10 protein-coding genes are annotated in these 12,435 nt (G+C 56.4%); 3 read left to right on the top strand and 7 right to left on the bottom strand.

The features are described from left to right. The coding region (gene treS, locus VGJ94_13920) for a maltose alpha-D-glucosyltransferase (protein ID HEY3277710.1) at positions 1 to 2,940 on the bottom strand (2,940 nt) is incomplete at its 3' end. Positions 2,941 to 3,307: 367 nt separating this feature from the next. On the opposite strand from treS, the gene VGJ94_13915 reads away from it, so the two are divergent. Both VGJ94_13915 and pssA read left to right on the top strand, forming a co-directional pair. Then, a complete protein-coding gene (locus VGJ94_13915; protein ID HEY3277709.1) occupies positions 3,308 to 3,766 on the top strand; it encodes a hypothetical protein in 459 nt (152 codons plus the stop codon). 91 nt (positions 3,767 to 3,857) lie between these two features. Beyond that, on the top strand, positions 3,858 to 4,571 hold the full coding sequence (gene pssA, locus VGJ94_13910; protein HEY3277708.1) for a CDP-diacylglycerol--serine O-phosphatidyltransferase: 714 nt from the start codon (positions 3,858 to 3,860) through the stop codon (positions 4,569 to 4,571). Positions 4,572 to 4,618: 47 nt separating this feature from the next. Here the strand turns inward: pssA and cls are convergent, their stop codons facing one another. The 5 genes from cls to selD form a co-directional block, all read right to left on the bottom strand. After that, on the bottom strand, positions 4,619 to 6,004 hold the full coding sequence (gene cls, locus VGJ94_13905) for a cardiolipin synthase (GenBank protein ID HEY3277707.1): 1,386 nt from the start codon (positions 6,002 to 6,004) through the stop codon (positions 4,619 to 4,621). A gap of 227 nt (positions 6,005 to 6,231) precedes the next feature. Continuing rightward, on the bottom strand, positions 6,232 to 6,486 hold the full coding sequence (locus VGJ94_13900; protein HEY3277706.1) for a DUF3303 family protein: 255 nt from the start codon (positions 6,484 to 6,486) through the stop codon (positions 6,232 to 6,234). Between the two features lie 159 nt (positions 6,487 to 6,645). Continuing rightward, positions 6,646 to 7,026, bottom strand: a complete 381-nt coding sequence (locus tag VGJ94_13895) for a hypothetical protein (protein HEY3277705.1) — start codon at positions 7,024 to 7,026, stop codon at positions 6,646 to 6,648. 72 nt (positions 7,027 to 7,098) lie between these two features. Beyond that, complete coding sequence (locus VGJ94_13890) at positions 7,099 to 8,454, bottom strand: hypothetical protein (GenBank protein HEY3277704.1); 1,356 nt, start codon at positions 8,452 to 8,454, stop codon at positions 7,099 to 7,101. Positions 8,455 to 8,621: 167 nt separating this feature from the next. Continuing rightward, entirely contained in the window at positions 8,622 to 9,647 is a 1,026-nt protein-coding gene (selD, locus tag VGJ94_13885) for a selenide, water dikinase SelD (protein ID HEY3277703.1), read from the bottom strand. Between the two features lie 179 nt (positions 9,648 to 9,826). Between selD and VGJ94_13880 the strand changes: the two genes are divergently transcribed. Then, positions 9,827 to 11,281: an NAD(P)/FAD-dependent oxidoreductase gene (locus tag VGJ94_13880; protein HEY3277702.1), complete on the top strand. Its 1,455-nt coding sequence runs from the start codon at positions 9,827 to 9,829 to the stop codon at positions 11,279 to 11,281. 7 nt (positions 11,282 to 11,288) lie between these two features. On the opposite strand, the gene VGJ94_13875 is transcribed toward VGJ94_13880, so the two are convergent. Next, positions 11,289 to 12,251 (bottom strand): L-lactate dehydrogenase, encoded by a 963-nt coding sequence (locus VGJ94_13875; GenBank protein ID HEY3277701.1) that lies wholly within the window; start codon positions 12,249 to 12,251, stop codon positions 11,289 to 11,291. Positions 12,252 to 12,435 lie beyond the last annotated feature (184 nt).

Here is a 12,435-nt window from a genome sequence, read left to right as displayed (position 1 = left end):
AAATTTCCGGTTGACCAGGTCTCTCAAGCCGGCTATGATTTTTTCCTCCGACTGGAGGACCGTAGCGGCCCTCTCACGAACGGTCTCGGGAAGCCCTCCCACGCCCTGCCTCAGGGAGTGAAAGACTTTCCTCACCAGGGTCCGCATGGATTGGAAGAGAGACCTCTGATAGAGGGGAGACAGCTTCTCAGGGGAAAAGTCCGGCTCTCCCGGCGAGGAGAGGGCAAGGTGCATCTGACCGGTCCTCCTCCCCAGCAGCGCCGTCATCTCGAGATAATGGCCCTCTATCAAATCTTCCAGGAGGGGAGGAATGTGTACCGGATCAACGTCGTACAGAGAAGCTCGAGCTTTCGGCACCTTGTCGATATCCTGCAGTTTTGACAAGACTCGTTCGAAGTATCTGCCGATTGCGTCACGGGTATAGGTCCATCCGTCGCCCTGATTCCGGACAAGCCCGAGGAGTAGACCGATTGCTGCCGGCTCGGACCCGGCACTCCGGTATTCGATACTGCCGGCAAAGGGCGGGGTCGATCGAAAGCCCTTACGTTCGGTCAGAAAGCTGACGATCTCCTGGTCCGGATTGATCCCCTCCTTCACCATTCTTAGAAGCTTGAAATAGAATGTATCTCCATAGAGAAATGACGTATTTGACTGCTCGCCCTTGACGCGCTGAGATCCCATTCTCGCCTCTCCCTGGGATAAGATCCTTTTGTACATCTTTCCCTGGAGGCCCACGATCTCGCCTTTTATCCCTCTTATTCTCCTCCGCCGGCTGATGACCGAAAAGATGGCATCACGGAAGTCGTCGCTCAACGTGGCATCATAGAGAATGCCTTCCTCCCCATCCGTAAACACCCGTGCGATTATGCTCTCCGGGTGTTCTTCCTGAAGGATCTTCGACCTCGCCGTCACCTCGTCATCTCCCAGCGCCTCATGCAGGCCCTCGCCGGTCGTGGGAGGCGGCGCCTTTCCCGTCTTCCTGGTAGGTACGAAGGAGACAGCCAGAAGGTAGCGTTCCACTATCCCCCCTTCGAGGAAGGCCACCTCCACCACGAGCAGATAAAAACGGCTGGAGTTCTGATCGAGGGGGATGATGTCTGCAATGGACGCTTCCCGGAAGGTAATCGCCTTTCCCCCGAACCATCGGGATCTCCGCAGATAGTCGGGCAGGATACTCTCCTGGAGAAGCTCCAATGTCCGGCCTTTAAAGAGGTTCTCCCAGCTTCTTTCCACGCGGAGCTCGGGAAGTCCCTTTTCGGCTGCAGCGCGCGCGGCCTCATCCTGTTCAGGCCGCTTGAGCGAAAGCCAGAGGTAATCGTGAGGTCCCATGGTAAGCACATAGGGCGCCTCCCGTATTACGGGAAACCGATACCGGCTGTAGACGGTCTCAGGAGCGATGCCCGCATATTTCGACAGGTCCAGTTCCACGACCTGGAAGTACCTCGACAGGTTGACCATGCAGAGGATACACTCATCTTCGCAGACCCTGAGGAAGGTAAGGACTTTCGGGTTATCGGGAAGAAGAAATTTCAGCGTTCCCCGCCCCGGTGCTTTCAGTCTTTTTCGCACGGCAATTGCCCGCTTCAGCCACCACAGCAAAGAAGTCAGGTTCCTCTGTTGATTCTCCACGTTTACCGCTTCGTAGTGATATTCGGGATCGATAATAACCGGCAGGTGGAGCCTCTGGGGGTTGGCCCGGGAAAAACCCGCGTTTTTGTCGGGACTCCACTGCATGGGCGTTCTTACCCCGTTGCGGTCACCGAGATAGAAATTGTCGCCCATCCCGATCTCTTCTCCATAATAGATCACGGGGGTGCCGGGAAGGGAAAAAAGGATCGCATAGATGAGTTCAATTCTGCGCCGGTCGTTATCCAGGAGAGGTGCCAGTCGACGCCGGATTCCGAGGTTGATCCTCGCCTGGGGGTCCCTCGCATAGACCCGGTACATATAGTCCCTCTCCTCGTCGGTCACCATCTCGAGGGTTAATTCATCGTGGTTTCGCAAAAACAACGCCCATTGAGAGGTATCGGGAATGGAGGGGGTCTGTTCCATGATATCGACGATGGGGAAACGGTTCTCCATCTGGAGGCCCATGAATATCCTCGGCATCAGGGGAAAGTGAAAGGCCATATGACACATATCGCCGGTCCCGAAATAGGCTGCCGCCTCTTCCGGCCACTGGTTGGCCTCCGCCAGGAGCATACGACCCGTGTACGAGGCATCTACGTGGGCCCGTACCTGCCGCAGAAATTCGTAGGTTTCCGGCAGGTTCTCGCAATTGGTGCCTTCCCTTTTATAGAGATAGGGAACCGCGTCGAGGCGCAGGCCGTCCACGCCCATTCCCAGCCAGAAATCGATGACGCGGAAGATCATGTCCCGCACGTGGGGGCTGTCGTAGTTGAGGTCCGGTTGATGGGAATAGAACCTATGGAAGAAGTAGGAGTGGGCTACCGGGTCCCATGCCCAGTTCGATGTCTCGAAATCCTTGAAAATAATCCGGGTATCGGCGAATTTGTCCGGAGTATCGCTCCAGATATAGAAATCCTTCCAGACAGTGCCGCGTTTGGCCGTTCTTGACTTTTGAAACCAGGCATGCTGGTCGGAGGTGTGGTTGAGGACCAGCTCCGTAATGACCCGAATCCCGCGCCTGTGCGCCTCTGCCAGGAAATCCCTGAAATCTGCGAGGGTGCCGTAGTCATGGTGGATGCTGAAATAATCGGAGATGTCGTATCCGTCGTCTTTCAGCGGGGAAGGATAGAAAGGCAGAAGCCAGAGCGCGCTAATGCCCAGGTCCTCGATGTACCCGAGTTTTTCCTTCAAGCCCCTGAAGTCGCCCACGCCGTCGCCGTTGGCGTCATAAAAGGCCCTGACGGGGACCTCATAGATCACGGCGTCCTTGAACCACAGGGGGTCCCCTTCCATGGTATACGTTTTTTTCACGGGCCGCTCACATGAAATAGTCGAAATCGCTTTCTCTCCGGAGTCTCTTCCTCACAGAGAAAATACGGACCGGTGATGCCAAGGGGTCGCGTTCCACGAAATTGTTCTCCAATGTCGGATATATTTGTCATCGCGTAAGAGATCGTGCCGACGCGAACCGCACGTCCTCGCTTGAACCTTAAGGCAGCCGCGGGTCCAAGTCAAGGCCACTCCCGATCCTCGCAAGCAGAGGGTTTGCGTGAACCAGCCTATCTTGACACCCGTCACGATCAGGATTAGCTTCAAAAGAGGAATCCAATTGCAATCACATAAGGAGGAGGCAACGTGACGGCCTTACGCCTTCTAACGGAAAAGAAAGGAGACCCATATGAGTAGGAGTCTGCTCCCCGCTACATTGCTGGTCCTTTCCCTGTTCTTGACCGCTTTCGCCGCGCCGGTATCCGCGCAAAAGGCCGACCCGGCCATGGGGACCGCCAGGGCGACCGGAGAAGAGGACAAGGCCGGGATAAAAGGCTCCGCCGGACCTCATGAGTCCAGGGAAAGTATGGAAACCTATAAGAAAGAATTGCAAGAGGATTTACGCGAACTCGACAAGAAGATCTCCGTCCTCGCTGAAAAAATGAAAAAAAGAGGCGCAAGGCTGCAGGCAGAAGCAAAGGAAAGCTGGAACGAGCTCAGAGCCAAGGAGAAGACGGCACGAGCGCGGTTGAAAGATCTCTCTTCGTCAAGCCGGGAGGCCTGGGAGAAGGCGAAGTCGGAGGCAGGTGCCGCCATGGACGAGGTCAGGAAGGCGTATGACAGGGCTGCCTCCTATTTCAAGTCATGAACAAAGCCTTTCGATCTGAAAGAGTATGGTAAAGCGGGCCCCGGACCGGGGGAATAGCCGAATCCGGTCTTACCATGTCGGGAGGGGTGTATTGAAAGGCGCCTGGATACCGAACACTCTTACCCTCGGAAACCTTGCCTGCGGGTTCGTCTCGATCGTGTATGCGGGCTTCGGCACATGGGAAGGGAAGATCGTGGCCGCGGTGCTCATTCTGCTCGCGGCACTCCTCGACGGGCTCGACGGCCAGGTGGCGCGAAGGCTGGGAGTGGAGGGGCCCATGGGGAAAGAGCTCGATTCCCTCGCGGACTGCGTTACCTTTGGGGTCTCCCCCGCCTACCTCACCTATAAGACATATCTGTCGGGCATCACCTTGACGTTAGGCGCTCATCCATTCGACCTGGGAATTCTCATCGCGGTTGCATTTCCGGTATGCGCGGCCTACCGTCTCGCCCGGTTTAACGTAAAATCGTCCCCCGGCCCTTTTACCGGCCTCCCCTCTCCGATTGCCGGAAGCCTGGCGGCACTCGCCCCCCTCACTATTCCGGCCGAAGCCGTCCCTGTGCCGCTCTTCGCCGCCTTCTTTCTTTTTATCGGATTTCTCATGGTCTCCACCGTGAGTTATTCGAAGCCCCAGTCCGTTCTCTTGAAGAACATCCAAGGCCTCAAGTTGGCGGGCCTCGTAGTGCTGATGATCCTGCTGGTCCTCAGGTTCCGGTTCCGGATCATACTCCTCGCCATCCTTCTCTACGTGCTCTCCGGCCTTGTCAGCTACGTGGTGAAAGTCATCGAAAACCGAAGGTACTGAGGAAAACTTGAATAAGTTGCAGGGAAACCGGTATCTTCGGAGAAATATTAGAGCCAGTGTGCCATGAGACGGGCGATCCATTCCCTCATGCGAGTCCAGATGGGCCGGCCCGACCATTCCTGTCGCGTCACCTCGCTCGATGCCCCAATATCCCTTTTGAAAAGACTCTCCATCTGGTTCGCAAAATCGACTCCAAGGATGATCGCATTTAATTCGTCGTTGCGCATAAAGCTCCATAGATCGAAATTGGTAGAGCCGATGGTGGACCATACCCCGTCGATCACCGCGGTTTTGGCATGGAGCACCCTGTCATTATGCTCGTAGACCTTCACCCCCGCTTCGAGGAGGTCCTCATAATAAGAGCGGCCCGCGTAGAGGGCGAGGTTGGAATCGCTCACACCGGGTACTATCAGCGCCACATCTACCCCCCGGCCCGCTGCTTCCTCGAGGGAGTCCAGGGTCTGCCTGTCGGGGACAAAATATGAATTCGTAATATGAATGGAACGGCTCGCCTGTTTAATGGCAGAGACATACATAACATAGGTGAGGCGATTCGGATCTCCGGGCGTGCTGCCCACGACGGTGATGAGCTCGGTGCCCCGGGGCTCGAACCGCGGAAAATAGTCCGCTGCATCAAGGGGGGGTCCGTTCTGGCTCTGCCACGTTTGCATAAAGGATGTTTGAAATTGAGCGACTGCGGGCCCCTCGATCATCACATGGGTGTCCCGCCACCCCGGGCGCCTACGCTCCTGGGACCCCCCGGACCTGGAGGGGCTCGAAGAATAGACGCTGCTGAAATTGACACCCCCCGTAAATGCCGTCATCCCGTCGACCACCACGACTTTCCGGTGGTCCCGATGAGTGACCAGTTCACTCGACTTTGCTTTTAAAGGGCTTAAGGGATTAAACTCTACCACCTTCACGCCCCCTTCCCGGAGCTTTTCAAAAAAGGCGGCCGGTGTATTGGAGCTGCCCACACTGTCAAAGATCAGGTTTACCTGAATCCCTTCGGCTCGTTTCCGAAGGAGCAGATCGGAAAACCGACGTCCGATCTCATCATCTTCAAACTGATAGGTTTCCACGTTGATATGGTCTTTCGCTTCCGCCACGGCTTTGAAAATTGCCGCATATGTGGCGGCTCCGTCTACGAGCAGAGTGGCCTTGTTTCCCGTAGTGAGAGGGTTGCCGCTTAAGGACTCCATAAGGGCCGCATTGATCTGCACGAGATCTGTCGGTCCGGCCTTTTGTTCGAGGCGCGATAAAATTTGCTCGGAATTCGCTGATTTTAGTTTCCCGCCTGGTCCTGAAATAGTGGCTGATTTTGCAGCCTTTTCCTCCATAAGAGCCGAAACGTCAGGAAGTGCGGTCGCGCAGCCGCCGAGAACGAGGATGGATAAGAGCCAGAGCAATGCCAAGCCTTTCACCCGCACCATATCCGCCCCCCTTCTGACCGTTCTTGGCTTCATGTATGGATTGTGACCCTTATCCCCCTGAGGAGAACAGGGTCAGCTCTCAAAGGAACGTAAGGTCAAGGCACAAGAAAAGTCAACGGCTGCGTTCGGAGAAACGCCGGAGGTACAGCAGTCCCTTCCCCCCGGTCCGCTATTTCCCCATTAGGAAATCCGATACCAATGGCGGGTGTGGTCCCGCCGGGTTCGGATCACTTTACCGGCGCCTTTATCGCCCCGAAGGAGAGAACGGGAAAGGTCTCGAATTTGAGTACATGGATCCATGCCGCCCTGCTCGCGACAAGCCCTTTCTCATCCGTGTCGACTACATTTATCACCCGTCCTCCCTGGAGGTCCAGGAATTCACAGATTACCTTCACGCCCTTCGGCCACGTCCAGTTCTTCCGAAGTTCCTCCACCTTCTTTTCATTTTCCGGGGACCACGTACAAATATTCATAAAATACATAATGCACCCCCTTCATCTTATCTTTTCGGCAGAAATATAATCATTGCCATGGGTTTTTGCATTTTGTGGTTTTTTCTGGTTCTAGATGAAAAAAGGCGCTCGCGAAGGGGCGGACAACCATGCCCCTTACGCGGGTATGGACCGTCGAGCCGGTTTGCTTTATTCGCAGAGATTCTGATATAAGGCCATCATGCGAGAATCATAGGGAAACCACGTATATTTGTAGCTTCCCGCTCCCGGTTGATCCACAAATGCCCCTGTCACAGGGTCCACCTTATCCGAGATCACCCGGTAGGAATGGTAATTGCACATCAGTTCGAGCCGCCTCACGTTGCCTTCCTGGGCATCGAAAAGGGTGGCTTTTACCGTCACCCGGACCTGCCCTTTCCGCGGCACCTCAACGGTGCCTTTATCGTAAAAGATCTTCTCCATCCCGTCCTGATAATAAAGGGTCCAGTCGGCCCCGAAGCTGAGGGCGAAGCCGCAAAGGATAATACCTACGATAACCGTGAAGCCCGAGACGCCTCTGAGAATTGTCATACCTATTCCTCCCGTTTAGAACTGCCGAACGGATAATCTTACCATTACATCGGTGAAAAGTGGTGAAAGAAATCACTCTCCCCGGATTCCCTCTCCCATCGCGGCGGCTGTTTCAGGGGACCCGCCGTCTCCGAGAAGGTCCTTGAAGAGGGCTGCCGCTTCAGGGCTTGACAACACCCCCGTATGGGTGGAATCGAAGCCGTGGATCCTTGCCGCCTTCCCCTGGACCCGCGGGTGGAGCTGGCTCTTCAGGGTTATTCTGCCGTCGCTGTTCTGCCCTATTTTCAACGTAGAATCATTCCGGAAGCTGAATAAGAGGTGAACCGGCACCTCAGCGGGAAAATCACGGCGGTAGAGGGAGTTGAGAAATGGGCTCTCCGGCACGAGGTCCCGCCATGAGGGAATCAGGCCCGGCAGGTGCCCCTTGCCGAGCTTCAACCCCTCGATACCGCCATAGGGAGTAGAAAGAGAGATATATTGCTTCAGGTATGGGGGAACGCCCCCGGCGCACAGGTCGTCTATCGCAGCCCATGACACGAGGCCGCCCATGCTGTGTGCAACAATTACGAGCCTGGCGAGGGGCTGCGCGGAACCGTGGTTGAGAGACCTCACCACGTTTGCCAGGAGAAGTCCCAGCTTCGCCAGAGGCATTCCGGTGGGGTAATAGAAGAACCAGGGCTGGTATTGCTTCCGGTCGAGCTCCTCCGCAAAGAATTTCCAGTCCCTGGGGGTGCCTGCCGCCCCATGAACGAATAACACCGTGGTTTTCTCAGGGTCGAACTCTTCGAGCCCGAAAAGCAATCCCCCGGTATGGGTCAGAAACTTCAATGGGTCATAAAGGCCTATCATACCGTACCGGGGATCGAAAAACTCATCATCGAGAGAGTTGTAAATTTCGTGGTGTTTTGCCGCGGGTATATGTATTGCCGTACCGAGTCGCCGGGGTTCGGGTACATTCAGGCGTACGGAAGGCCCGGGCACGAAGAAGCCGTCGGAGGAAGAGGCAGGGGAGATCTCGAACTTTTCCCGTCCGGAAGTGCAGCCCACCACTTCATTTTCATCGAAATACCCATCGTGATTGAGGTCTGCAAAGACAAGGAGCTCATACTTCCCCCGGGGAAGGAGGGCCCCGTATTCGCCTGCCCGATTCCGGATAATTTTCGTTGCCGCCACCTCTATTTCCCCTGCCCTTTCGACGAGGGCAACAAAAAGGAGGGGCATCTCCGGGTTTGCCGCGCCTTCAAGCGGACCTTTGAGATAAAAGCAATTCTCCGACGCGAGGACCCCGGTCACCGAGCCCTGCATCCAGTCTCCGGCCTCCAATTTCCCTTCCCCCGCCTGCACCCAATATCCAATATAACTACATCCGGCAAGGAGGAACGCGAGAAGAAGGATCGCCGGGGCTGCACATATTCCAGACGGTCTCATGCCCGCGGCCCCGGGGGCGCGGCGGGCAAGGGCGGAGAGAAAGACCATCGGGCAATATCGGCATTTCGGGCCGTTCATATTCTATTTTTATACTCTCCGGCCCCTGTTGCAAGTTTCTCACTCCACCTTCCGCCGATCCCTTCAGGACCCCCCGTTGGAACAGGGTATTAGGGAAGCACTATTTTGCCCTTCGGCCCCGGCAGAAACATTCCTATGTGCCTGAAGAACAGATTCTCCCGAAAGGCGGCTGCTCTGAAGGCGGAGAGGTCTTCGGGGTGGAGGGCTATGAGGAGGCCTCCCGAGGTCTGGGGGTCGTAAATCAGGTCAGTGAGGAAGTCCGGTCCGTTGCCTTCCACGTGGCATTGGTAGAAATCCCTGTTTTTGTAGAGTCCGCCGGGAAGGATGCCGGCATTTGCGAGGTCTCGCGCCTCTTCGAAAAAAGGCAGGCGGTGAAGATGGAGTTCTACCCCGAGGCTCTCCTTTATCATCTCCTTCAAGTGGCCCGCGAGGCCGAAGCCGGTTACATCCGTTGCCCCATGGGTGCGCAGAGAGCGCATGATTAAGGATGCCTTCCTGTTGAGCTCCGCCATCGCCCTGATGACTTTTTCCGTGGCGGCCTCGCTCACCAGCCCTGCCTTTATGCCCGTATTCACTATGCCGTTTCCAAGGGGCTTCGTAAGGATGAGAGCATCTCCGGGCATGGCGCCCTCATTCATGATAATTTTATCCGGATGAACGAGGCCCGTGGCGGCGAGACCGTACTTTGTCTCCACGTCATCCACGCTGTGCCCTCCCAGAAGGCTTACCTTTGCATCCTTGAGGGTTTGGGCGCCCCCCTTCAGGATCGCCTTCAGGATCGCCTTGTCGAAATGGGTGAGGGAGAAACAGACCATGTTGAGAGCGGTCTTCGGCACCGCTCCCATGGCATAAATGTCGCTCAAGGCATTGGCTGCCGCGATCCGGCCGAAGGAGTAGGGGTCGTTGACCACGGGGGTAAAAAAATCTATGGTCTGCACCATGGCGATCTCATCGGTGATCCGGTAGACGCCCGCGTCCTCGAAGCCCGCCATGCCTGCGAGCACGTTCTCGTCCGCAGGGACCTCTATGCCGCAGAGGATGTCCGTAAGCTCACCGGGTCCTATCTTGGAGGCGCATCCCGATTTCCTCACGTATCTCGTCAGTTCGAAGCTCATATGCCCTGCCTCCGGTGATTTTTCTTTGAGTACGTCTCTATCATATAGTATATTTTGCTATTTGTGTAATTCTTTTTAGGCATATATTCCCGGCCCGGCCGGGTGCATGGAGGCGCCTCTCGTTGACAAATCATGAATGAATCCCTATATTCGTCAATTCTTGTGCGGGGGAGGAAGGTATGTCCGAATTTGATTATGATCTTATCGTCGTCGGAGGAGGAGCCGCGGGAATGGTCTCTTCGTCACTCGCCGCCGGTCTCGGGAAAAAGGTGGCCCTCGTGGAGCACCGGACACTCGGTGGGGAATGTACCCGTTCCGGATGCGTGCCCAGTAAAGCGCTCATCAAGTCGGCGAACATTTACCATTACGCGAAAAATGCCGGGCTCATGGACTATGGCCTCTCCACCGGCGAGGGAGAAAACGGGATCCGCCCCGACCGTGTCTTCGGCCATGTGAGAAACGTAGTGGGGAAGGTATACCACGGACACAGACCCGAGGTATTCCGGGAGCGGGGCATGGAGCTGGTGTTCGGAAAGCCCGCCTTCCTTGATAACCACCACATAGATGTGGACGGCAAAACGCTCTCCGCCGAAAGCTTCATTATTGCGACAGGCTCGAGGGCCTTTATTCCCCCTATCGAGGGCATAGCCGCGGTGCCGGTCCTCACGAACGAAACGGTTTTCGAGCTGGAGAGACTCCCCTCGTCCATGATCGTACTAGGAGGAGGCCCCATCGGCACGGAGCTCGCCCAGGCGCTCGCACGCCTCGGGGTGGCCGTCACCATCGTGGAAATGGCCGAACAGATACTGATAAGAGAAGAAAAGGAGATGAGGGACCTCCTCGCGGAAAGGTTCGCAGGAGAGGGCCTCACGATTCTCACCAGGACAAAGGCCCTGAAGCTGGAACACCTGGGGGGCCTGATACATCTCACTGTGGAGGGGCCCGATAAGGAAGAGCGGGTCATCACGGCAGAGACGATTCTGGTGGCGGTAGGGAGAAAACCGAATATCGAGGATCTCGATCTCAATAAGGCGGGAGTCGATCATTCGGCCATGGGAATAACCACGGACAAGACCCTCAGGACCGCCGCCCCCAATATCTATGCGTGCGGAGACGTGGTAGGGCCCTACCAGTTCTCCCACATGGCCGAGTACCAGGCCCGCATAGCCACCCAGAATGCGCTGCTGCCCGTGAAGAAGCATGTCGATTACGAGCATTACATCTGGTGCATGTTTACCGACCCCGAGCTTGCCCACGCGGGACTTACCGAGGAGCAGGCAAGGGCCGACCACGGCTCGTCAATCAAGGTCTATAAATGGGAATATGCGAATACGGACAGGGGCAAGACGGAAGTGGAGGAGTTCGGCTTCTGCAAGATCATCTGCGACGACAAATACAAGGTGCTGGGCGCCCATATTATGGGAAGCCGCGCGGGCGACCTCATCCACGAGCTTCAGATTATCAAGACCCTGGGCCTGCCCCTTTACAAGCTCGATTCAGTGATCCACATCTACCCCACCTTCTCCGACGTGATCAGGCAGCCGGCGAAGCAGAGCCACATCGACGAGTTGAAAGGCAATATCTTCGTCCAGCTCCTGAGCACGCTCTTCGGAAAGAAGGAAAAACCCCTGTAAGCCCTTCTCAGCAGAGACCCGCCTTCCCGAGAACCTCCTTCAGAATGCGTGCCGAATCGTGGAGCTGCCCCATCTCCTCCCGGTTGAGCTTTATGTCCACCCGCTCCCGTACGCCGCCCCGGTTCACGATGCAGGGCACCGACAGGCAGACGTCGTGTACGCTGTAATAATTATCGACATAGGCTGACACAGGGAGAATCGAATTTTCGTCGTGGAGGATGGCCTGGGTGATCCGGACCATGGCAAGGGCCACGCCATAGGAGGTCTCGCCTTTGCGCTCGATGACGTTGGCCGCGAAGTCCCGGACGCCTTCGAAGATAGACCGGCGGGTCTCGGCATAATCGCCGCAGTTCTTGCAGCTCGCACAAAAGTCCTCGAAAAAGACCCCGCCCACGAGGGCACGGCTCCAGGCCGCGAATTCGCTCTGGCCGTGCTCGCCCAGGATATAGGCATGGATGTTACGGGCATCGATCTCGCACCTCTCGGAGAGAAGGAGCCGGAGCCGGGCGCTGTCAAGGACCGTGCCCGAGCCGATCACCTGCTGCCATGGCTTTTTCGAAATCTTGAGGGCCGTGTAAGTGAGGACGTCCACCGGGTTCGCCGCGATAAGCCAGACCGAGTCAGGACTCACCTTCATCACATGGGGCACGATGGAGCCCAGAAGCTCCACGTTGTCGCCCACGAGCTGGAGCCGTGTCTGCCCCGGCTGCTGCCTCCGTCCCGCAGAGAAAACAACGAGGTCGGAGCCCGCGATGTCCTCGTACCCTCCGGCCACGATCTTGACCGGCGGGATGTAGGGCATAGTGCTCTGCAGGTCCATCACCTCCCCCTCGGCTCGCTTCCGGTCCACGTCGACAATCACAAGCGAGCGCGCCAGGCCCTTCAAAGCGACCGCAAAAGCATACCGAATCCCCACGTTCCCCGCCCCAATCACAGAGATCTTAGGGTGTAAATTTCGCGAATGAGTCATATCATCCTCCTCGTGCAGCAAATGTAAGGCTCAACCTCAACCTGAACCTGAACCTAAATCTAAGTCTTGTTTGGTGTTTGTCGATGGCCACTGAATTTGTCGAAAACTCCATCTCCGCTCTCCTTCTCCGCTCGGTCCTCTGCTTGCCACCCGCAGTTGCGGTTTTCATCTTTTGGTATATTCA

Source organism: Syntrophorhabdaceae bacterium (assembly GCA_036504895.1).
Classification (GTDB): Bacteria; Desulfobacterota; Syntrophorhabdia; order Syntrophorhabdales; family Syntrophorhabdaceae; genus PNOM01.
The sequence above is the reverse complement of the archived record's forward strand: the minus strand, read 5'-3'. Positions and strand labels throughout refer to the sequence as shown.

Bases quoted from the DNA above. Each gene is read 5' to 3' on its own strand.
- VGJ94_13915 (HEY3277709.1), top strand. From the start codon at position 3,308: ATGAGTAGGAGTCTGCTCCCCGCTACATTGCTGGTCCTTTCCCTGTTC.
- cls (HEY3277707.1), bottom strand. From the start codon at position 6,004: ATGGTGCGGGTGAAAGGCTTGGCATTGCTCTGGCTCTTATCCATCCTC.
- VGJ94_13900 (HEY3277706.1), bottom strand. From the start codon at position 6,486: ATGTATTTTATGAATATTTGTACGTGGTCCCCGGAAAATGAAAAGAAG.
- VGJ94_13895 (HEY3277705.1), bottom strand. From the start codon at position 7,026: ATGACAATTCTCAGAGGCGTCTCGGGCTTCACGGTTATCGTAGGTATT.
- VGJ94_13890 (HEY3277704.1), bottom strand. From the start codon at position 8,454: ATGAGACCGTCTGGAATATGTGCAGCCCCGGCGATCCTTCTTCTCGCG.
- selD (HEY3277703.1), bottom strand. From the start codon at position 9,647: ATGAGCTTCGAACTGACGAGATACGTGAGGAAATCGGGATGCGCCTCC.
- VGJ94_13880 (HEY3277702.1), top strand. From the start codon at position 9,827: ATGTCCGAATTTGATTATGATCTTATCGTCGTCGGAGGAGGAGCCGCG.
- VGJ94_13875 (HEY3277701.1), bottom strand. From the start codon at position 12,251: ATGACTCATTCGCGAAATTTACACCCTAAGATCTCTGTGATTGGGGCG.